Origin of the sequence: Sulfuricaulis sp. (assembly GCF_040901545.1) — a bacterium.
GTDB lineage: Bacteria > Pseudomonadota > Gammaproteobacteria > Acidiferrobacterales > Sulfurifustaceae > Sulfuricaulis.
The window spans coordinates 16,968-39,163 of record NZ_JBBDYL010000022.1 but is presented as its reverse complement, the minus strand read 5'-3'; the positions used below and the strand labels follow the sequence as shown (position 1 = coordinate 39,163).

Annotated in this window: 18 protein-coding genes and 6 tRNA genes; 8 read left to right on the top strand and 16 right to left on the bottom strand. The window is 56.3% G+C overall.

Features of this window, described 5'->3' with window-relative positions; all coding sequences use genetic code 11:
- Positions 1-62 precede the first annotated feature (62 nt).
- The 11 genes from WD823_RS03660 to WD823_RS03610 form a co-directional block, all read right to left on the bottom strand.
- Positions 63-138 (bottom strand) — tRNA-Val (locus tag WD823_RS03660).
- A gap of 28 nt (positions 139-166) precedes the next feature.
- Positions 167-439 (bottom strand): HU family DNA-binding protein, encoded by a 273-nt coding sequence (locus tag WD823_RS03655; protein WP_368428129.1) that lies wholly within the window; start codon positions 437-439, stop codon positions 167-169.
- Positions 440-665: 226 nt separating this feature from the next.
- Entirely contained in the window at positions 666-3,104 is a 2,439-nt protein-coding gene (gene lon, locus WD823_RS03650; protein ID WP_368428128.1) for an endopeptidase La, read from the bottom strand.
- 227 nt (positions 3,105-3,331) lie between these two features.
- Positions 3,332-4,633, bottom strand: a complete 1,302-nt coding sequence (clpX, locus tag WD823_RS03645) for an ATP-dependent Clp protease ATP-binding subunit ClpX (protein ID WP_368428127.1) — start codon at positions 4,631-4,633, stop codon at positions 3,332-3,334.
- Positions 4,634-4,771: 138 nt separating this feature from the next.
- The gene (clpP, locus tag WD823_RS03640) at positions 4,772-5,401 is read right to left on the bottom strand and encodes an ATP-dependent Clp endopeptidase proteolytic subunit ClpP (RefSeq protein WP_368428126.1); all 630 of its coding nucleotides are present in this window, start codon (positions 5,399-5,401) and stop codon (positions 4,772-4,774) included.
- Positions 5,402-5,459: 58 nt separating this feature from the next.
- The gene (tig, locus tag WD823_RS03635; protein WP_368428125.1) at positions 5,460-6,749 is read right to left on the bottom strand and encodes a trigger factor; all 1,290 of its coding nucleotides are present in this window, start codon (positions 6,747-6,749) and stop codon (positions 5,460-5,462) included.
- A gap of 122 nt (positions 6,750-6,871) precedes the next feature.
- A tRNA-Leu gene (locus tag WD823_RS03630) sits at positions 6,872-6,956 on the bottom strand.
- Positions 6,957-7,093: 137 nt separating this feature from the next.
- Positions 7,094-7,169, bottom strand: a tRNA-Lys gene (locus WD823_RS03625).
- Positions 7,170-7,177: 8 nt separating this feature from the next.
- Positions 7,178-7,254 (bottom strand) — tRNA-His (locus tag WD823_RS03620).
- A 70-nt stretch (positions 7,255-7,324) separates the two neighbouring features.
- Positions 7,325-7,400: transfer RNA gene (locus tag WD823_RS03615), tRNA-Arg, on the bottom strand.
- Between the two features lie 65 nt (positions 7,401-7,465).
- Positions 7,466-7,542 (bottom strand) — tRNA-Pro (locus tag WD823_RS03610).
- Positions 7,543-7,768: 226 nt separating this feature from the next.
- Here WD823_RS03610 and folD point away from each other — a divergent pair.
- From folD to WD823_RS03575, 7 genes are all read left to right on the top strand, one after another.
- Entirely contained in the window at positions 7,769-8,629 is an 861-nt protein-coding gene (gene folD, locus WD823_RS03605) for a bifunctional methylenetetrahydrofolate dehydrogenase/methenyltetrahydrofolate cyclohydrolase FolD (protein ID WP_368428124.1), read from the top strand.
- 75 nt (positions 8,630-8,704) lie between these two features.
- Positions 8,705-10,057, top strand: a complete 1,353-nt coding sequence (locus tag WD823_RS03600; protein ID WP_368428123.1) for a hypothetical protein — start codon at positions 8,705-8,707, stop codon at positions 10,055-10,057.
- Positions 10,058-10,097: 40 nt separating this feature from the next.
- A complete protein-coding gene (locus WD823_RS03595) occupies positions 10,098-10,868 on the top strand; it encodes a zinc-dependent peptidase (protein ID WP_368428122.1) in 771 nt (256 codons plus the stop codon).
- A complete protein-coding gene (locus WD823_RS03590) occupies positions 10,865-11,560 on the top strand; it encodes a rhomboid family intramembrane serine protease (protein ID WP_368428121.1) in 696 nt (231 codons plus the stop codon). The genes WD823_RS03595 and WD823_RS03590 overlap by 4 nt, the downstream gene beginning before the upstream one ends.
- A 79-nt stretch (positions 11,561-11,639) precedes the next feature.
- Entirely contained in the window at positions 11,640-12,434 is a 795-nt protein-coding gene (locus WD823_RS03585; RefSeq protein ID WP_368428120.1) for a thymidylate synthase, read from the top strand.
- Positions 12,435-12,448: 14 nt separating this feature from the next.
- Positions 12,449-12,943 (top strand): type 3 dihydrofolate reductase, encoded by a 495-nt coding sequence (gene folA, locus WD823_RS03580; RefSeq protein WP_368428119.1) that lies wholly within the window; start codon positions 12,449-12,451, stop codon positions 12,941-12,943.
- Positions 12,943-13,626: a hypothetical protein gene (locus tag WD823_RS03575; protein ID WP_368428118.1), complete on the top strand. Its 684-nt coding sequence runs from the start codon at positions 12,943-12,945 to the stop codon at positions 13,624-13,626. Before folA ends, WD823_RS03575 begins: the two co-directional genes overlap by 1 nt.
- Before the next feature lie 12 nt (positions 13,627-13,638).
- Here WD823_RS03575 and WD823_RS03570 read toward each other — a convergent pair whose 3' ends face one another.
- From WD823_RS03570 to leuC, 5 genes are all read right to left on the bottom strand, one after another.
- A complete protein-coding gene (locus tag WD823_RS03570; protein WP_368428117.1) occupies positions 13,639-16,467 on the bottom strand; it encodes a FimV/HubP family polar landmark protein in 2,829 nt (942 codons plus the stop codon).
- A 344-nt stretch (positions 16,468-16,811) separates the two neighbouring features.
- Entirely contained in the window at positions 16,812-17,927 is a 1,116-nt protein-coding gene (gene asd / locus WD823_RS03565; RefSeq protein WP_368428116.1) for an aspartate-semialdehyde dehydrogenase, read from the bottom strand.
- Between the two features lie 30 nt (positions 17,928-17,957).
- A complete protein-coding gene (gene leuB, locus WD823_RS03560; protein ID WP_368428115.1) occupies positions 17,958-19,034 on the bottom strand; it encodes a 3-isopropylmalate dehydrogenase in 1,077 nt (358 codons plus the stop codon).
- A 22-nt stretch (positions 19,035-19,056) separates the two neighbouring features.
- Positions 19,057-19,698, bottom strand: coding sequence for a 3-isopropylmalate dehydratase small subunit (gene leuD / locus WD823_RS03555; RefSeq protein WP_368428114.1), 642 nt, complete (start codon positions 19,696-19,698; stop codon positions 19,057-19,059).
- Positions 19,699-19,772: 74 nt separating this feature from the next.
- The gene (gene leuC, locus WD823_RS03550; RefSeq protein WP_368428113.1) at positions 19,773-21,179 is read right to left on the bottom strand and encodes a 3-isopropylmalate dehydratase large subunit; all 1,407 of its coding nucleotides are present in this window, start codon (positions 21,177-21,179) and stop codon (positions 19,773-19,775) included.
- A gap of 99 nt (positions 21,180-21,278) precedes the next feature.
- Between leuC and WD823_RS03545 the strand changes: the two genes are divergently transcribed.
- A complete protein-coding gene (locus WD823_RS03545) occupies positions 21,279-22,151 on the top strand; it encodes a LysR family transcriptional regulator (RefSeq protein ID WP_368428112.1) in 873 nt (290 codons plus the stop codon).
- Positions 22,152-22,196: the final 45 nt, after the last annotated feature.

The following is a 22,196-nucleotide window of genomic DNA, read 5'->3' as shown; positions in this document are numbered from 1 at the left end:
CCCGCGACCCCCGGCGTGACAGGCCGGTATTCTAACCAACTGAACTACCGCTCCCGGTGTCTTGGTGGGTGCTGAGGGGTTCGAACCCCCGGCCTTCGCCTTGTAAGGGCGACGCTCTACCGACTGAGCTAAGCACCCAGTGGTGAACTACCTCCAAAAGGGGCGGCTAGTTTAAGGCATCCTTCAGGCCTTTGCCAGACTTGAATTTGGGAGCCTTGGAAGCCGGAATGGTGATCATCTCGCCGGTGCGCGGGTTCCGACCGGCGCGTTCGGAACGGCTGCTGACCGAGAAAGTTCCGAAACCGGATAGCGTGACTGAATCTCCTTGGCGCAAGGTGCCGGCAATTATGTCCAACACTGCTTCGACGGCGCGCGCAGCGGAAGTTTTATTCAATTCAGTTGATTCAGCAACTCTGTCGATTAAATCGGTTTTATTCACGTTAGCGTCCTCTTGCTGGATGGTGGTGAACGGGATCTCCGAAAGCAATTGCTGCTGAAACACAGGCGACGCAGTACAAAAACCCAGTCGCGTCGCAGGTTATATACATTTGTGGGAAATACTTGTCAAGAAACAAACACGCGGCGCGGTGAACATATCTCCCCGCCACGTCCGTCGGAGACGAATGGCGAGCGCCCTTACCTGAGGGCGTAATCCGGCGCGCTAATCAGTGTGTCCTGATCGGCTTGACAGAATCGTGCGGTTCAGGCGGCTTGGCCGCCTCGGCTTCGGCGAGTTTCGACTCGTCGAGTGGTTCGGGAAAACGTTCGAGTGCCGCTTCGAGTACCTGGTCAATCCATCTTACAGGTTGGATTTCGAGGTTATCGCGGATGTTTTTCGGAATCTCGGTTAGATCCTTGCGATTCTCTTCCGGGATCAGGACCACTTTGAGGTTGCCACGATGCGCTGCGAGCAATTTCTCCTTTAACCCGCCGATGGGAAGCACTTCGCCACGCAGCGTAATCTCGCCTGTCATGGCTACTTCAGCGCGCACCGGAATTTTCGTCAGCGCCGAAACCATGGCGGTGCACATGGCTATGCCGGCGCTCGGGCCGTCCTTGGGCGTGGCTCCTTCAGGCACGTGCACATGAAAATCATGCTTTTGGTAAAAATCCGGGAAGATCCCGAGCTTCACGGCGCGCGAACGCACCACGCTCATGGCCGCCTGGATGGATTCCTGCATGACATCGCCAAGCTTTCCGGTAATGGTCAATTTGCCCTTGCCGGGAACAATAATCGCTTCGATCGTCAGCAGTTCACCGCCCACTTCTGTCCAGGCCAGGCCGGTAACCTGGCCGATCTGGTTGGATTGTTCGGCCGTCCCATAGCGATAACGCCGGACACCCAGGTATTTCTCAAGGCTCTTGGGTGTGACAGAAACCATTTTCTCTGACTTGGATTTGTGCAGCAGCAGATCCTTCGTTACCTTGCGGCTGATCTTGGCGATCTCACGCTCGAGATTACGCACACCTGCCTCACGCGTGTAATAACGGATGATATCGCGAATTGTTTTTTCGGACAGATGCAGCTCGCTCTGTTTTAACCCGTTGTTCTTGAGTTGCTTGGGAATCAGGTAACGCGTGGCGATGTTCACCTTTTCATCTTCGGTGTAACCAGACAGGCGGATGACTTCCATGCGGTCCAGCAGCGGCGGTGGAATATTCAAAGTATTGGCCGTGGCAATGAACATCACATCCGAAAGATCGTAATCCACTTCCAGGTAATGATCGCTGAACGCGTGATTCTGTTCGGGATCGAGCACCTCCAGCAGCGCGGACGAAGGATCACCGCGAAAATCCATGGCCATCTTGTCCACCTCGTCCAGCATGAAGAGGGGGTTGCGAACTTTTACCTTCGACAGGTTCTGAACGATTTTGCCCGGCAACGACCCGATGTAAGTACGGCGATGGCCGCGGATTTCTGCTTCATCGCGCACACCACCCAGCGACATGCGCACAAACTTGCGGTTTGTAGCACGCGCAATGGACTGCCCCAGCGACGTTTTACCGACGCCCGGAGGACCCACCAGGCACAGAATAGGACCCTTGAGCTTGTTCACGCGTTGTTGCACGGCGAGATACTCCAGAATACGCTCCTTGACCTTCTCGAGGCCATAATGGTCGTTTTCCAGAATCTCCTCGGCCTTCGTAAGGTCCTTCTCGATTTTGGTGCGCTTCTTCCAGGGCACATTCACCAGCCAGTCGATGTAGTTGCGCACGACCGTTGCTTCGGCCGACATCGGCGACATCATCTTCAACTTTTTCAGTTCTGACTCCGCTTTTTCGCGAGCCTCCTTGCTCATTCCCGCTTTCGCGATTTTTTTCGCCAGTTCCTCAGCCTCGTTCGGGCCTTCTTCCAGTTCACCGAGTTCCTTCTGGATCGCCTTCATCTGTTCATTGAGATAGTACTCGCGCTGGCTCTTCTCCATCTGACGCTTCACGCGCCCGCGAATCCGCTTCTCAACCTGCAGGAGGTCAATCTCGCTTTCAAGCACAGAGAGAATTTTCTCCAGGCGCTCGCGCACGTCCTGCACCACCAGAATCTGCTGCTTGTCTTCTATCTTGAGGGAAAGATGCGCGGCCACGGTATCTGCCAGGCGGCCGGGGTCGTCGATACCCGCCAGCGATGTCAGGATCTCCGGTGGGATTTTCATGTTCAGCTTGACGTACTGGTCGAATTCGTTGAGCACGGAACGCGTCAGTGCTTCACCCTCTTTATCGGTGAGCGGCATGGTCTCGAGCAGCGCGACTTGCGCTGAGAAATAGTCTTCCGTATCCAGGTACTTTTGCAGAACCGCGCGGCGTTCGCCTTCAACCAGAACTTTCACCGTGCCATCCGGCAATTTCAGCAATTGGAGAATGCTGGCGATGGTTCCGACGGTGTGGATGTTGTCCGGCGCGGGATCGTCATCCGAAGCGCTTTTTTGAGCCACGAGCATGATTTGCTTGCCGGACTCCATCGCCTGTTCCAGCGCGCGGATTGATTTACGCCGGCCCACAAAAAGCGGAATAACCATGTGCGGAAACACCACCACATCGCGCAAGGGAAGCACGGGAAGATTCGTTTCTGACTGGGGCACTGTAATCGGAGCTTTGGTCTCTGGCATTTCTATTTTAATCCCTGTGAGTGGCTAGCAGTGAACGGGTCACTTTCTAAGTGTGGTGTCTAAAAGCCCAGATTTCAATCTTCCAGCAAAAAATTAATACCCGGATAAAACTGCCAATATGCCGTGCCTGGGGACAAATGGCAGGCTTATTTCCTTGCCACACCGGAATAGAAGAAACCCCGCTTATGGCGGGGTTTCTAAGTAGTCGCATCGTGGCCGGTGCCTCGTTACTGACTGACAGAAGCCCGCCGCTTTTCCTGTTCTTCATTGTCAACGTAGATCACCAATGGCTTGGTGCCTTCCATGATCACATCCGACTCGATGATTACCTTCTTCACATTTTCCGTGGAAGGCAGATCGAACATGACATCGAGCAAGGCTCGCTCCAGAATAGACCTAAGGCCGCGCGCCCCGGTCTTGCGTTCCATGGCGCGCTTGGCCACCGCCAGCAAAGCATCTTCGCGAATTTCCAGTTCAACTCCTTCCAGTTTGAGGAGTTTCTGGTATTGCTTGGCCAAGGCATTCTTCGGTTCCGTCAGGATCTGGATCAGCGCGCGTTCATCGAGCTCATCCAGGATAGCCACCACCGGGAGCCGGCCCACGAACTCAGGTATCAATCCGTATTTGATCAAATCTTCCGGTTCCACCATGCGCAGAACCTCCCCCGCTTTCCGGGCATTGGCCTTGGTCCGGATTTCCGCATGGAAGCCGATACCGGATCTTTCGCTGCGACTCTGGATAACCTTCTCCAGCCCCGAAAACGCACCGCCGCAGATAAACAGGATATTGCGGGTATCTACCTGGAGAAATTCCTGCTGGGGATGCTTGCGTCCGCCCTGTGGCGGTACCGAAGCAATCGTGCCTTCAATGAGTTTAAGCAGTGCCTGCTGCACACCTTCACCCGAGACATCGCGCGTGATCGAGGGATTTTCGGATTTGCGTGAAATCTTGTCGATCTCGTCGATGTAAACGATGCCCTTTTGCGCCTTCTCGACATCATAGTCGCACTTTTGCAGGAGTTTCTGGATTATGTTCTCGACGTCTTCACCGACGTATCCCGCCTCGGTCAGGGTGGTGGCATCGGCGATGGTAAACGGTACATTGAGCAGCCGCGCCAGTGTCTCGGCCAGCAGGGTTTTACCCGAACCGGTGGGTCCGATCAGCAGAATATTGCTCTTGGAAAGCTCGACCTCGCCGATCTTCCCTTCATGCTCAATGCGCTTGTAGTGGTTGTAAACCGCGACCGACAGTACTTTCTTCGCGTCGTTCTGACCAATTACATACTCATCGAGAATCTGCAGAATCTCGCGCGGCGTGGGAAACTTTTTCTTGGCGTTGGCGGCGTTTTTCTCTTCCTGGACTTCTTCGCGGATGATGTCGTTGCACAACTCCACGCATTCATCGCAGACAAAAACCGAGGGTCCGGCAATCAGCTTTCGAACTTCATGCTGGCTTTTGCCGCAGAATGAGCAGTACAGGAGTTTTTCACCCTTTCCATCACCCCTGCCCGTGTGGTTGTTATCAGCCATCCTTAAACCTCGTTTTCGATTAAGGATATTTTGCCAGCAAGGATGCGTGTTTCCGCCCGCCTTTGCAAGCTAATATACATCTAACCTAGCTATATTATACCTTAAATCTATAGCATATATTATGGAAAGTTCACTGATTTACGCGCGCTTTTCGATGACCGAGTCAATCAGCCCGAACGCCTTGGCCTCTTCTCCGTCCATAAAATAGTCCCGGTCAGTATCCTCCTTGATTTGATCCAGGGTCCGCCCGGTGTGTCTGACCAGAATATGATTGAGCCGTTCACGCACACGTAATATCTCGCGGGCGTGTATATCGATATCGCTGGCCTGCCCCTGAAAACCGCCCATCGGCTGGTGCACCATCATGCGCGCGTGCGGCAACACAAAGCGCTTCCCTTTTCCGCCGCCCGCGAGTATCAGCGCGCCCATGCTCGCGGCCTGACCGATACAAACGGTGTTCACCTCCGGTTTGATGAACTGCATGGTATCGTAAATGGCCAACCCGGCGTTCACCGCGCCGCCCGGCGAATTGATGTAAAGATGAATATCCTTGTCTGCGTTTTCTGACTCGAGGTAAAGCAGCTGCGCCACCACCAGGTTTGCCATGTGGTCCTCGACCGGTCCCACGAGGAAAATCACACGTTCTTTGAGCATGCGCGAGTAAATATCGTAGGCACGTTCGCCACGGCCGGTGGTTTCTATCACCATGGGGATCAGGCCTAGGGCCCGGGTATTCAATTCACCGCCATCTTGTCTCAAGTCTTTCATTAATATGGTTCCTTCGTCACGTCTGAATTAACAATCTAATCGAAACGGAAAATTGTAGCTACCGCGGAATGGCCTCTGTTTTCATTAATTCCTGAAAACTCATGGGCTTGTCGACAAGCTCGACAGAACCCAGGAGTTCATCGACGATTTTTCCCTCCAGGATGAGGCTTTCGACCTCGCTAAGTCGCTCAGGGCTTGCGTAGTGCCACTGAATATATTCCTGGGGCGATTCATAGTCCGCCGCCATTTCCTCGATTCGCGCCCTAACTTCGGTCGGATCAGGCTTGATCGCTTTCGTGCGCACGATCTCGCCGAGTATCAACCCCAGCGCCACCTGTCGGTACGCGCGCTTTTCGAGCAGGTCCTTGTCGGCGGTATTCAGACTGCGGGATTTGACAGCGGTTTTAAGACGCTCGAGTTCGGTATCGACCAAGCTTCGTGGAACCTCGATCGGATTGGCTTCCAACAGGGAACTCAGTATCCGTGCACGCAGTACCGCGCGCACTCGGGCACTCGCCTCGCGCGTGAGATTGGCCTTCACTTCCGCGCGTAATTGTTCAATGGTTCCGTCCTTGACACCCAGCTCCTTGGCAAAGGCTTCATTCAATTCCGGGACGACCGGTTCAGCGACTTCGCTTGTCTTTACGTCAAATTCCGCTTCCTGCCCGGCTAATAGCGCGTGCTGATAGTTTGCCGGAAATTTAACTCTTATCCGGCGCTCATCGCCGGCCTTCGCGCCAACGAGACCCTGCTCCAGACTCTCAATCAAAGTCCCGCCGCCCAACACCAGCGGGAAGGCGGCGGCTTTGCCGCCCTCGAATTCCTGGCCATTCAGTTTACCGACAAAATCAATGGTCACACGGTCACCCATGTGCGCTTCCCGTTCAACCGGTTTCCAGGTCGAACGTTGTTTGCGAATGGTCTCAAGGGTTCGGTCCACATCTGGATCGTTTATCTCCACAACCGGACGTTCAATTCTTTCACCCGCCAGGTCGGAGCGCTTCACTTCGGGGTAGATTTCAAATTCAATCGTGTATTCGAGTTCTTCGCCGCGTCCGAATGGCTTGTGTTGCACGCGCGGGTCAACGGCCGGACGCAGACCCTGGCTGCCGATGACTTCGCGAAATGTTGTCTGTATCAGCTCACCCGCAACCTCATTCATCAGACGCCCGCCAAATTGGGCCTCCACCATTTTGAGTGGCACCTTCCCGGGACGAAAACCGGGCATCTTGACCTGCTTTGACAACTGCTGAAGCCGGGCACTGAATTCTTTTTCCACCCGATCCGCCGGCACCGCCACTTTCAGACGACGTCCCAGCGTACTGGTGGTTTCAACCGAAACATGCATTTCGAAACCTCTTGATAAAAAATACTCTACCTGGCCGATTTGAATGGACAGGAATCATACCGATTTGCCGTGGACAGGCCAACAATAAGGCGGTCGTCCCGATAACACCCGGTGGGAAGGATTGGTGCGAATGGAGAGACTCGAACTCCCACGGGTTCCCCCACTGGAACCTAAATCCAGCGCGTCTACCAATTCCGCCACATTCGCCGTTAACGTCAACCAGTATAGCGCGATCCGCGCGACAGCACGCTCAACCGAATCCGGAGACAATAAAGGAAATGAATATGACAGAGTACGCTGAGACTCAGGAAAACAATTCTTCATGACAGCATCGGCAAAAATAATGGTGGGCCGTGGAGGGGTCGAACCTCCGACCCGCTGATTAAGAGTCAGCTGCTCTACCAACTGAGCTAACGGCCCGGAAAAAATGGGGTGAGCGATGGGATTCGAACCCACGACAACCGGAATCACAATCCGGGACTCTGACCAGCTGAGCTACGCTCACCATGATTCAAAAACGGTCGGTGTCGCCGGATATTATACCCGCGATGAAACGGCGTACTCCACCCTGAAAATGGCGCGCCCGACAGGAATCGAACCTGTAACCACCAGCTTAGAAGGCTGGTGCTCTATCCGTTGAGCTACGGGCGCTCAGACAGATGCAGGCCCGTCATTACAACGTAAGCGCCTCGCGCACGCAATTATCAAAATTGAATTGGTCGGGGTAGAGGGATTTGAACCCCCGACACCCTGCTCCCAAAGCAGGTGCGCTACCAGGCTGCGCTATACCCCGATCGGTAAATCACGCCGGGCACCGCTGGCACGGACCGCTCCGGAGGAACTTGCCGGTAGCAGTTCGGCCGGACAGCGCGAGGGCGGAACTATACGCACCACTCCAGGCACCGTCAATCTGGCGCGCAGAAATTATAGTCATCCCAAAACGCGACGCGCTTGGCGTCATACGGTGACGCGTGCGATGATTCGCCAGCGCATGAAACGCGCCAAGCCTGATTCTAAAGATGAGCGCACGGATTCTTTACGGAAAAGAAGTCGCACGACAACTGAGCGCCGATATCAAACAGCGGGTTGATCGCCGCGTGCGCGAAGGCAAACAGCCCCCGGGGCTGGCCGTGGTCAAGGTCGGTCACGAAACCGCGTCAGAAATTTACGTGAGAAACAAGCGGCATGCCTGCAGCGAGGCCGGGTTCCACTCTTTCGACTATGACCTGCCGGTCGATGTCACCCTGGAAAAACTCGTTTCCCTCGTTAATCAGTTAAACGGTAATCCGGAAGTGGACGGGATCCTCGTACAACTTCCGCTTCCGAAGCAGGTCGATCAAACGACCATTATCGAAAGCATCCACCCGGACAAGGATGTGGATGGTTTTCACCCCTATAACATTGGGCGACTGGCGCAACGCCTGCCGCGATTGCGCCCGTGCACCCCGCTGGGAGTAATACGCTTGCTTGAAAGTACCGGAGTTAAGTTGGCAGGCAAAGACGCGGTAGTGGTCGGGGCATCGAATATTGTCGGCAGACCGATGTCGCTGGAACTCCTTCTCGCCGGATGTACCGTGACCGTCTGCCATAGCCGGACAATAAACTTGCCCGAGCATATTGCGCGCGCGGACATACTCGTGGTCGCCGTAGGCCGCCCCGGCCTGGTCAAGGGTGAATGGATCAAACCGGGGGCTATCGTGATCGATGTCGGCATCAACCGGTTACCGAACGGAAAGCTGGCTGGCGATGTTGAGTTTGAAGCCGCCAAAAATCGCGCCAGCTGGATTACGCCGGTACCCGGCGGTGTCGGTCCGATGACAGTCGCCGTGTTGCTGTCGAACACGTTGCAAGCGGCGGAATATCGGGATATCAAACAGTGATAAAATTCATCGATTCTGGTCGAATATTTCGCTTTACGGCCAACGATCGTTGAGTTTCAAAGCCAACTTGCGTCCATGCGCAACAACTCTCCGAAAAAATTGATTGAAATCGACACCGTCAACTTGTACCGCACGCAAGTAGGTGCAGAAGGTATCGCCAGTGAGGAATTGGCAACGCTTAAATCCGAGCTTGAACGGGTCCACCAATCGCTCACGGTAAAATCTTCAGGGGGATTGGACGCTGAGTTTGCCTGTCTTAATCTGCACGACCACATGTCCGCTTCGTTGCCGGACATGGAATCGATGGCCGAAGCGATTCGCCGGTTCGAGGAAGTCGCCGTCATCGGGATAGGCGGTTCGAGTCTGGGCGCCAAGGCCGTCCACCAGGCATTGGCAGCGATCGGCGCCACGACATCTTCCCCTGCCTTGCATTTTCTGGAGAACGTCAATCCCTATCCGCTCCGGAAATTAATGCAGCGGTCGGCGGAAAAAGTGGCGGTCATCTGTATCAGCAAATCCGGCGGAACAGTTGAAACCGCCGTTCAGTATCTGATTCTGCGTAACTGGCTCGAACAAAATCTGGGCAAGTCCCGTGCCCGTCGGCATCAATGGTTGATCACGGATCCGGAGCGGGGCTGGCTGCGCGAGATTGCCCTCCGCGAAAAAATTCCTTCGCTACCCGTACCGCCCAGGGTGGGTGGTCGGTATTCCGTTCTCAGCGCGGTGGGATTGCTGCCGCTGGCCGTCGCCGGCGTTGACATCCAGGCGCTGCTGGCCGGTGCCGCGGCCGATGCCGGGCGCTGCCTGGCGGATGACCCGAAAAAAAATCCGGCGCTCGAGATCGCCGCGCTTTTTTACCTGCTCGATATCAAAAAAAACAAGCGCGTTTCAATCATGATGCCCTATGCCGATCCGCTGCAACTCTTTGTGGATTGGTACCGCCAGTTATGGGCTGAATCGCTGGGCAAACGCATGGAAACCAGATCGGGCAAACCGCCGGCCGGAACCTTGCCGGTCCGCGCCATGGGCGCTGTCGACCAGCACAGCCAGCTGCAAATGTACCTCGAATCGCGGCTCGACAAAATCTTCACCTTCCTGGCGTTCGATGCCTGGGAACAGGATCTTCCGATCCCGCTTTCCGACGACGACCGGAAATTTTTTCCCTATCTCGAAGGAAAAAAAATGCGCGATGTCATCGAGGCCGAGTTACAGGCCACGCGCGAGGTCGTCACCGGAGCCGGACATCCCAATATGACCCTGCGGCTCCCGTCGCTGACGGCCCACGTACTGGGACAACTGATCGACCTCTACCAGCGAGTCACGGTTTACGCGGGTTTGCTGTACGGGATAAACCCGCTGGATCAGCCCGCGGTGGAAAGGGTCAAAAAGCTCGCGATCAAGCTGTTAAGCGGTGGCAAGGGCCCATAGCCCGGCCACGCGGCACTTGGCGAACGCGCCCTAACGTGGAATGAAAAAGCTGTATCGCACTTGGCGTCGAAAGCGACGCGGAATGTCCGATACCTTATGGTCAATTGCGGTGCGTGGCTGCCGCTATGCCGGCGCCTTACCCGAAGACGATCTACATCGCCTGCGTAAACTAACGGAGGATTTTATCAAAATAAAATCTTTTGAAGGTGCTGCCGGGCTGGATGTCAGCGATAACATGCGGCTGCGCATCGCCCTGCATGCCTGCCTCCCCATCCTGGGCCTTGGACTTGAAAGTTACGCGGATTGGGTATCGATCGTCATTTACCCCGGCGATTTCCGGGTGCAGGATGAATACATGGACGAGCACGGCATTGTACACCGGGAAATCGCGGACCTTTGCGGTCAGTCGCTGACACAGGGCCCGATTGTATTGTCTTGGGATACCATCATGAAAGAAGATGATTCTCCCTCCGATCATGATCTGGTAATCCATGAATGCGCGCATAAACTCGATATCTCCAACGGCGCGGCCAACGGTTATCCACCGCTGCCGGCGGACATGCGGGTCAGCGATTGGGCGCGTGATTTCCACGCCGCTTATGAGCGGTTGTGCAACGATTTGGACGCCGGAAGGGACACCCGGCTGGATCCGTACGCCGCCGATGATCCATCCGAGTTCTTCGCGGTAATCAGCGAATCCTTTTTCACCACTCCGAAACTGGTATACGAAGATTTCCCGGCCGTCTACACACAGCTGACGCACTACTACCGCCAGGATACCCTTCGGGTCATGCAGGGAATGAAATCGTGATTCCGCTGCACGACGATAATCCCACTTCAATCAGACCGGTGATAACCATCGCCCTGATCATATTGTGTTCACTTGTCTTCCTGTGGCAGGTTTCGCTCGGCGCTAACGGATTTGAGTCGGCCATATTTAGTCTGGGTGTCATTCCGGCCACGTTGCTTGGTGACAAGGTTCTGCCTCCGGAACTCACGCTCTTGCCTCCCGCACTGACGGTGGTCACCTCGATGTTCATGCACGGCGGATGGATGCATCTGATCGGGAACATGCTGTTTTTATGGATTTTCGGCAATAATATCGAGGACGCGATGGGTCATGTGCGCTTCGTCGTTTTCTATCTGTTATGCGGTATTGGGGCCGTGTTCGCGCAGGCGCTGCCCAACATCGATTCCACCATCCCCATGATCGGAGCCAGCGGAGCTATTTCCGGCGTGCTCGGTGCCTATTTATTGTTGTTCCCGCACGCCCGCGTGCTGGTCCTGATCCCGTTGGGTTTTTATTCCCGAACCCTGTACCTTCCGGCCATGGCGGTGTTGGGATTGTGGTTCATATTGCAACTCGTCAACTCGCTGCTGGCCGACCCGCGCGCGGGTGGTGTGGCGTTCGGCGCGCACATCGGTGGGTTTATCGCGGGGATGGTGCTGTTGCCGCTGTTCAAGCGCAAAGGAGTGCGTCTGTTCGCGCCGTCGCGACACTAACGCTGCGCGCTGCTACACGAGCCGATATATACTATGGGACCGTCTGATTTCGTCTAACGACAGCTACGGAGATTAATGCATGCGGCAGTACCTCGATTTGATGCGCCAGGTCATGCAACACGGCACACGCAAACAAGACCGCACGGGCACCGGCACACTTTCCGTTTTTGGCCACCAGATGAGGTTCGATCTCTCCCAGGGTTTCCCCCTGGTGACGACGAAAAAACTCCACACCAAATCGATCATCTACGAACTGTTGTGGTTCTTGCGCGGCGATACCAATGTCAAATATCTGAAGGATCACGGCGTCAGCATCTGGGATGAATGGGCTGATGAAAACGGCGACCTCGGTCCAGTCTACGGCGCTCAATGGCGCTCATGGCCAGCGCCGGACGGTCGGTGTATCGATCAAATCAGCCAGGTGATCCGCACGATCCGTGTCAACCCGGATTCACGACGACTTATTGTCAGCGCCTGGAATGTCTCCGAAATTGAAAAAATGGCGTTACCGCCCTGTCATCTCTTGTTCCAGTTTTACGTGGCGCAAGGTTGCCTGTCCTGTCAGTTATATCAACGAAGTGCCGATATTTTTCTCGGCGTGCCCTTCAATATCGCCTGCTATTCCCTCCTTACCCTGATGATGGCGCATGTGACCGGACTGAAACCGGGCGAATTCGTGCATACACTGGGTGACGCGCATTTGTATCTGAATCATCTGGAACAGGTCAAAACACAGCTTTCGCGGGAGCCGCGGCCGTTGCCCAGCATGCGGCTCAACCCAGAAAAGACCTCGCTGTTTGATTTTGACTTCGACGATTTCGAGCTGCTGAACTACGACCCGCATCCCGCCATCAAGGCTCCGGTGGCGGTATAAATTCCGTGGAAGGGATGGGAAGGATTTCGCTCATCGCCGCGATGTCGGAAAACCGGGTTATTGGAATCAACAACAAACTCCCTTGGCACTTGCCGGCCGATCTGAGGCATTTCCGGAGACTCACCACGGGTCATCCCGTGATCATGGGACGACGGAATTATGAATCCATCGGTAAGCCGCTACCGAACCGAACCAATATCGTTGTCACGCGCAATCCGGATTACCGGGCGGCGGGATGTCTCGTGACGCGCTCGCTCGATGATGCAATGAATTCGGCTGGAAACGATTCTGAGATTTTTATCATCGGTGGCGCAGAAATATATCGACAGGCGTTTGACCGCGCGAACCGCATTTATCTCACTCTGATTCACGCCCGTATCGAGGGCGATACCTACTTTCCGGAATTCGAAGGACTGTCATGGTGGGAAATTTCCCGTGAACGTCACGAGCGCGATGAAAATAACCCATATCCTTTCTCGTTTTTGATCTACGAGAGGTCTCGGAATTAATGATCCGTCATTTATTTCCGTTGCTGATTTTTTTAACCATATCCAGACTCGCCGATGCGGCTGGTCCACCCACGTCGGATGACAACGGCAATTCGGTGGATTTTTCCGTTCGCCTGGCCCTCGCCAAAACATCCCTCGATTACGGCAGCCAGGACATTGACACCAATATTCGTTGGCTGGGATTGTCGCTGCGCGAAAAGGTCAGCAAGCACGTCACGCTTGGGATGTACGGCGGGTATGCCTATGTCACGCAGACAGATAATCCTGTCACGCAGGGCATCGAGCTGAACGGGTATCATGCCGGATTTACTTTGCTTGGCTTCTTATACACAAGCCAACGCGCTACGCTGTATTACACACTGGACTATGCCTATCAAAAAGTGGATCACAAAGGAGCAACGCAGACCGTCGTGATCGACTGGTTCGACTCACGCGCGGAAATTGGCGGACTGGTGGCGTTGACAGGACAAGTTCGCTTATACGGCGGGGGTGGATACGGTTACCTGGACGGTGAAGAACGCGACAGCGGTACGGTCAACAGCACAAAGAATTTCAAAGGCGCCGAACGCGTAGTTGGATTTATCGGCCTTGATTTAAAAACCGATCCGAGCGGCCATGTTGGCATTGAAGCCCGGGCCGGTATGGCCCGCCGGGTGGAGATCTATTTCAAACGGAGTTACTGAGCGCGTGATGGCTCAGGCGAGTTGGGCAGACAACTCCTGGGCCTGCTTCTTCTGTGTGTCATTGCCCTCCGTCATTACCTCTTGCAGGATGCTGCGCGCGCCTTCTGAGTCGCCCATGTCGATATAGGCTTTGGCCAGATCGAGCTTGGTCGCCGTTTCATCCCATTGCGACGAAACCTGGTTGTCAGCTTCCGGGGCGGCGGCGCGGGCCGGCTCTTGTTCCGGTTCCGGCTCCCACTTCACGTCTTGATCAGCCGGAGCTGCCTCGCTTGGGGTTTCGAATTCCAGGTCGGCCGCCGCGTCGGCTTTTTCACCGGCATCGAATTCGACGGAATCATCCACGGGTGTGCCCAGATCAATTGAATCGAGACTGGAAACTGTTTTCTCTTTGGGAGGTTCCTTCGGCATGGCAACAGCGAAATCATCGGGCATCGCGGACGGCGCTTTGGAAGGAGTATCTATCTCGAAGTCGAAATCTCCCGCTGAATCCGGTTTTGCGGTCGTGTCACCGGGGAGCGAAACGCCAGCGTGTATGTCCGCCTCAGCGGAGGACGCCAACCCAACCGCCGCGGGTGCCGCGGGTTTTGCCGCAGGTGCCGCCGTGGGCGCGCCGGCCGGAGCGCCACCCCGGAACATCGGATTTTCAGGATTAAGTTTCCGGCCAAGCTGTTCGACTTTATCCCAGATTTTTCCGCCACGACCACCGAGGGCGGCGTAAAGCTCTTCGGCAAGCGTCTCAAATGCGGGGACGTCATTACGTTGATGGTAGATTTCGAGCAGCTTGAGCTTGAGCTCGTGGCGTTCCGGGTGCTTGACCACGGCCTCCTTGAGAATGTCTTCCGCCGTTTCGTCACGTCCGTAAGCGAGATAGACCTCGGCCTCGGCGACCGGATCGACCTCGTCGGTGTGAATGTTGCCCATGCCACCCTGGCTGAAATCACTGAGAAACGAAGTATCGCCTCCGGTGGTAACGGCGCCCTGGGTGTGGCTGTCGCCGGTTTGATCAGTACTGATCGCCTCACCGGAAAGAATGCTTTCTTCAAACTCGGCAATGGACTGCTGGCGGCGGCGGAAATATACGAGCGCGATTCCTCCGGTCAGTAATACCACCAAACCGATCACCACGGGCATCAGCAGATCGCCCTGAACCGCTTCGAGCGCCGAAGCCAAGAAACCTTTTTCTTCGACCGGGGCCGACGGTGGAGGCGGTCGCTTTTTAGGCGCCGCCGGTTTTACCGGTTGTGGTTTAGCTACCGGTGGCAAGGGCTCGACCTTTGGCTGAGTCTCAACCTTGGGTGCCACCGGTTGCTCCACGGGTTTGGCCGGCTCCGCCGGTTTGGGCGCCAAAGCTTTCTGCTGCTGCTGAGCGAGATTCTGGTTCTCGAGCTCGATCAGACGAGATTCTTTCTGGAGTTGTGAACGGACCATCCCGACCTTCTCGCTGAGATCCTTGTTCTCCAGCCGCTTCGATTCAAGAGATTCTTCCAGGGTTGCCGTACGTTCTGCCAGCGCCTGTTGCTCCCTCGCCGTTGCTTCCCGGGCGGATTCTTTCTCCGCGACTCTTTTATCAGGCGTGCTTTTTTCCTGTTGCAGCGTATTGCGGACGATTTTAAGTAGCTCTTCCTGTTTTTTCTTGTCCGTTGCCGCGGGTGTTGTTTCCGCCGGTTTGGTCTGTGCCGGCTTGGTTTCGGTTGGCATCATCGGTGCCTCGGGTGCAGCCGTCGGGACAGTCTCAGGCGCTTCCATGACTTTGACTGCTTGGCTTGCGCTCGCCAATTTTAATTTATACTCCTGCCATGCGCTGTATTGCGCGCGGAATTCCCGCTTCGCATCCCGTGACGTAACGGACGCCACTTCTTCACGCTCGGGTATTTTGAGTATCTTGCCCGCTTTCAGGTTGTTGACGTTGTTTCCGAAAAAGGCGTCCTTGTTGGTCCGGTAAATCGCCAGAATCATCTGCTCGATACTCAAGTCGGCGTTATCCGCGCGCGCCCTCTCGGCAATGCGCCACAGTGTGTCACCGCGCTTTACATTATATTCCGATATTGTCGCCAACACGGGCGCGGACTCCGGCTTGGTTTCGGGCATGGCGACGGGTTGCTCCACCGGGGGAGATTCGATTTCAGCTTTTGGCGCCGCTTCGAGCGGCTCCACCTTGGGTGCGAACGGTTCTTCCGGCGTGGCCTCTTTGGCCAGCGCGGGTGATTCGGGTGTTACCGTTTCCTTGACGGGTTCTTCCTGGGTAGGAACAGCTTCCGGCTTGAGTTCTTCCGGCTTGGCAATCACCGGCGGCAATTCTTCTTTGATTATTTCAGCCGGAGGTGCGACCGCTTCCATCGGTGGCGGTGATGGAGTCGGTGGAGATTCCATCGGCGCCGGCGGTGTTATCTGCGGTGCTTCAACGGGAGCGGCCTTGCCTGCGATCCTGTACGGTGGATCAATCAACGCGGTGTACTCGCGCACCAGCCTTCCGCCCGGCCAATCGATCTGCAACAGCAAATGCAGAAATGGTTCATTAAGCTGTTGCTCGGTGCGAAGTTCGAGGAAATACCGGCCGTCGAGTTTTTTGGCGACAATAAATTTGATTTGCGAGAGAAACGGAGGACGATCAACACCTGCCACGTCGAAATCCGCACGCGAGGCCAGCGAGACGGTTAACCCTTTCAATTCCTTTTCGGTGATCGAAGTAAATTCGATCTCGGCATTGAGTGGTTCGTTGAGCGCAGAGAGTACTTTGAGTTTGCCGAGCGCCAGCGCATGACCGGCAATCGGGAATAGCGCCATCAGGATAACGATGATCCCTCGCGAAAGCCGCGCCATGACCCGCTTGTTTTGAAACATCCTGTTTACCCCTTTCTATCCAACGGGTTTACTTTCCTAAAGGCTTTATAAGACGGGTACTTATGTAAGTAAATAGCAATATTCTTTATAAATCTCAACTAACTATAGCGTACAGATGGTTATTTACCAGATCGGTCCGGGGGTGGGGAAACACCAGAAATGATCCTGAATCTGAGTAAAAAACGGTTGCTGCTGCGCACGGATGCGGTGGATTCAGTGACCTTAAATCCCCGGTAGTTTATCACTCCGGCCCCCTACTTATTCGTATAGACCTTGCCGGAAACGGCATCAACGTGAAGCTGCCAGAACCCGGCCATTCATGCGGTAAATGGAGGTCTGGGGCGTTACTTCGCTGCCAGCAGGATGCGCAGCATGCGGCGCAAGGGTTCGGCCGCGCCCCACAATAGCTGATCCCCCACGGTGAAAGCGCCCAAGTATTGGGGCCCGATATTGAGCTTGCGCAAGCGTCCGACCGGCACGGACAAGGTACCGGTTACCGCGGCGGGGGTAAGTTCCTTGAGGGTTGCCTCGCGCTGGTTCGGCACCACCTTTACCCACTGGTTCGAACGCTTGATGGTCTCCTCGATGTCAGCGAGCGGGATGTTTTGAGTCAGCTTGATGGTGAGCGCCTGGCTGTGACAGCGCATCGCGCCCACCCGGACGCAAATCCCATCCACGGGAACCGGGTTGGCGTCGCGGCCGAGTATTTTGTTGGTCTCGGCCTGCCCCTTCCATTCCTCACGACTCTGGCCGCCGGGCATTTCCCTGTCGATCCAGGGTATGAGACTGCCGGCGAGCGGCACGCCAAAATGCTGTGTCGGATAGTCACGGCTGCGGATCACCTCGGCCACGCCCTTGTCAATCTCGAGGATCGCCGAAGCCGGATCATCGAGCAAACGCTTCGCGGCGGCGTGCGCGACGCCCATTTGCTGCAACAACTCGCGCATGTGCTGGGCCCCGGCGCCGGAAGCAGACTGATAGGTCATGGCCGACATCCATTCAACCCAGCCTTTCTGGAATAATCCGCCCACCGCCATCAGCATCAGACTCACGGTGCAATTGCCGCCGATGAAATTTTTTAGACCCTTGGCGATCGCGTCCCGGATAACGTTCATGTTGACCGGGTCGAGGATAATGACGGCGTCATCATTCATGCGCAACGACGACGCCGCGTCGATCCAGTAACCCTTCCATCCGGCGCCACGCAACTTCGGATAAATTTCGGCCGTGTAGTCGCCACCCTGACAGGTGATGATGATGTCCATCGGTTTCAGTTCATCGATACTTTTCGCGTCCTTGAGCGGTGAGATATCTTTTCCGATCGCCGGACCCTTGCCGCCCAGCTGTGAAGTGGTGAAGAACACCGGTTCGACGTGATCGAAATCGCGCTCTTGTGTCATGCGGCCGATGAGCACCGAGCCCACCATACCGCGCCAGCCTATCAATCCAATCCGCTTCATTGCCGTTGACTCATAAAAAATTGCGCGACGCTATTCGAGCGCCTTCACCACCGCGTCACCCATCTCGGCCGTGTTCACCTTTTTTGTTCCCGCGGTGTGGATGTCGCTCGTGCGCAGACCCTGATCCAGCACTGTGACAACCGCGCGTTCGATTCTGTCCGCCAGAGCCAATTCATTGAACGAATAGCGGAACATCATCGCCGCCGACAGGATCATCGCAAGGGGGTTTGCCAGGCGCCGGCCCGCGATATCGGGCGCGGAACCATGGATCGGTTCGTACATGCCCTTGTCGTGCGCGTCGAGCGATGCCGACGGCAGCATGCCGATCGAGCCAGTCAACATCGATGCCTCGTCCGAAAGAATATCACCGAACATGTTCCCGGTTAACATGACATCGAACTGTTTGGGCGCACGCACCAATTGCATCGCTGCGTTGTCCACGTACATGTGGCTCAATGCAACGTCAGGATATTCCTCGGCCACGCGGGTCACCACCTCGCGCCACAACCCGGACGTTTCCAGGACATTGGCCTTGTCGACCGAGCAAACCTGCTTTCGGCGTTTACGTGCAGCCTCGAACGCCACTCGCGCCACGCGCTCAATTTCATGCTCGGCGTACAACATGGTGTCGTAACCCTGGCGCTCGCCGTTCTCCAGCCGCCGGATTCCGCGCGGTTTGCCGAAATAGATATCGCCGGTCAGCTCGCGCACGATCAAGAGATCGAGCCCGGAAATCGCTTCGGGCTTCAGTGCCGCGGCATTCGCCAGTTGCGGGAAGAGCATCGCCGGGCGGAGATTAGCAAAGAGTTTCAATTCCGCGCGGATCGTGAGCAGGCCCTTTTCAGGCCGCAATTCACGCGGCAGCGAATCCCATCGGCTGCCGCCCACCGCGCCCAATAACACGGCGTCCGCTTGCTTGACGAGCCGCAGCGTTGGTTCCGGGAGCGGATGTTTATGGGCATCGTAGGCCGCACCACCCACCGGTGCGCTTTGCAGCTCGAGCCGGACGCCAAACGCGCTCCGCAGCCGCTCGAGTACTTTAACCGCCTCGGCAATGACCTCCGGGCCGATGCCGTCACCGGGCAAAATGGCGATTTTATAAGTCATTTGGGCGGGTGGCGTACAGGGATCAGGACTGAAACAGCCAGGGCGCTGCCTGTTTCCGCCGTGCTTCGTACGCCTTGATTGCTTCGACATGCTGCAGTGTCTGGCCGATTTCATCCAGTCCGTTGATCAAACTAAGCTTGCGGAAGGCTTCCACCTCGAATTTGAACACCACACCGGATGGTGTCGTCACGGTCTGGGCCGCCAGGTCGACAGCGAGACGGTAACCGGGCGTGGCCTCGGTTTCGCTGAAAAGGCGGCTCACCGCTTCGCGCTCGAGCACGATCGGCAACAGGCCGTTCTTGAAACTGTTGTTGTAAAAAATATCGGCAAAACTCGGCGCGATGACGGCCCGGATCCCGTATTCCAGCAGCGCCCACGGAGCGTGTTCGCGCGAAGAACCGCAGCCGAAGTTTTCACGCGCGAGCAGAATTTGCGCCCCCTGGTAACGCGGGTGGTTCAGCACAAACTCGGGGTTGATCCGGCGTTTGCTGTGGTCCATGCCCGGCTCGCCCGGATCGAGATAGCGCCAGCTGTCAAACAACGCCGGCCCAAACCCCGTGCGCTTGATGGACTTCAGATATTGCTTGGGAATGATGGAGTCGGTGTCCACATTGCCGCGGTCGAGCGGCATTACCAGGCCGGTCAGTTTTTCAAATTTCTGCATGTTAAAGTTACCTTGCCGACGGTTTCCTAAGTTATCACGCGAATACGTCCATCCTGATCTGCATTTCCCGGCCGCTATTTGAAATCCCGGATATCCACGAAGTGTCCGGCGATGGCGGCGGCCGCGGCCATGACCGGGCTCACCAGATGCGTGCGACCGCCGGTGCCCTGGCGACCCTCGAAATTACGGTTCGACGTGGAGGCGCAACGCTCGCCGGGTTCGAGGCTGTCCGCGTTCATGCCGAGGCACATCGAGCAGCCCGGTTCGCGCCACTCAAATCCGGCCTCCTTGAAAATTTTATCCAAGCCTTCCTGTTCCGCCTGCACTTTGACCAGTCCCGATCCCGGTACCACCAGCGCCAGTTTGATGCTCTTCGCCACTTTCCGGCCCTTGACCACCGCGGCGGCGGCGCGCAAATCTTCAATACGCGAGTTGGTGCAGGAGCCGATGAATATCTTGTCGAGATAGATGCTTCGAATCGGGGTCCCGGCCTTGAGATCCATGTACTTCAGCGCCTGCTGCTGGTTGATGCGCCGGACGGAATTGGTCTCCTTATCCGGATCCGGCACGGCGCTGTCCACCGGCACGACCATTTCAGGCGAAGTGCCCCAGGTCACCTGGGGCTTGATGTCTTCCGCATGCAGCACCGCTTCCTTATCGAACCGGGCATCGGGATCGCTTTTCATTTCGCGCCAGGCTGGCACCGCCAAGTCCCACATCGCGCCTTTCGGGGCATAAGGGCGACCGCGGAAATATTCGATCGTCTTGTCGTCCACGGCGATCATGCCCGCGCGCGCGCCGGCCTCGATCGCCATGTTGCAGATCGTCATGCGGCCTTCAATGGAAAGTTTCTCGACGGTATCGCCGGCAAATTCAATCGCATGACCGGTGCCGCCGGCCGTGCCGATCTTGCCGATGATGGCAAGCACGATGTCTTTGGCCGTCACGCCTGGCGGCATCGCGCCATCCACGCGCACGCGCATGTTTTTGGCTTTCTCCAGGATCAGGCATTGGGTCGCGAGCACATGTTCCACCTCGGAAGTGCCGATACCGAATGCCAGCGTGCCGAAGGCGCCGTGCGTCGACGTGTGCGAGTCACCGCAAACCACGGTCATGCCCGGCAGGGTGGCGCCCTGCTCCGGGCCGATCACGTGCACGATCCCCTGGCGCGCATCGTTCATGCCGAATTCCGTGATGCCATAGTCGGCGCAATTCCGATCCAGCGTATCCACCTGCAACCGTGACACCGGGTCGGCAATGCCGTGGGCGCGGTTCGTCGTCGGAACGTTGTGATCGGCGGTGGCCAGGTTCGCGTTTCGGCGCCACAGTGACCGCCCGGCAAGCCTGAGCCCTTCGAAGGCCTGGGGGCTCGTCACCTCGTGAACCAGGTGGCGATCGACATAAATGAGGCAGGTGCCGTCGTCGTTGCGACGCACCACATGCATCTCCCACAGCTTGTCGTACAGCGTCTTCCCGGTCATGGGTCACGCACCATCAATAATTTACGATTGCGTAAATACTAGGCATTCCGGTTAAATAACACAAATTCATGTTTATCATATAAACTATTCTAATTTGTTATGGACATATCCAACCTTCAAGCCTTCCTGGCCGTGGCCGAAACGGGATCGTTCTCGCGCGCCGCGGAGCGGATATTTCTAACCCAACCGGCCATCAGCAAGCGCATTGCCACGCTCGAAAAACAGGTCGGGGCTCGGCTGTTCGATCGAATCGGCCGCGGGATCCACCTGACCGAGGCCGGGAGGGAATTGCTGGCCCGCACCCGCACCGTATTGAAGGAGCTGGAAGATGTAAAGCGCAGCATTACCAACCTGTCCGGCGCCATTACCGGGGAACTGCTGTTTGCCACCAGCCACCATATCGGCCTGCATCGGCTGCCGGGCCCACTCAAGCATTTTCACGAAACCTATCCGGATGTCCGGTTGAATCTACGCTTCATGGATTCGGAACAGGCCTGCAGCGCGGTCGCCAACGGGGATCTGGAGCTCGCGGTGGTTACCCTGCCGCGGGTGACACATGTTCCGCTGCGGACCGAGAAAATCTGGAACGACCCGCTGGATTTCGTGGTCGGGATAGACCACCCGCTGGCTCGTATACGGCGTGTGCAGCCCGAAATGCTGCTCGATTATCCGGCCATTCTCCCGGGTCCCGGGACATTTACGCGTGAGATCATCCTGAATTCCCTTGGGGCGCTGCGCGACCGGATACTGATTGGAATGGCCACAAACTATATGGAAGTGCTCAAAATGCTCACCGCCATCGGTCTTGGCTGGAGTGTGCTGCCGCGGACCATGATTGACGCAGGGTTGAAAGTAGTCCAGATTGAAACGCAGGATATCCGGCGTGAGCTGGGGATCGTTACTCACACAAAACGGACTCTATCCAACGCCGGTCAGGCCATGATTCGGATTATCCGGGAAGCCGCAGCCTGATCCGCAAGCGTAATCGTACCGGGAATGGCGCATCACCCCAGGCGG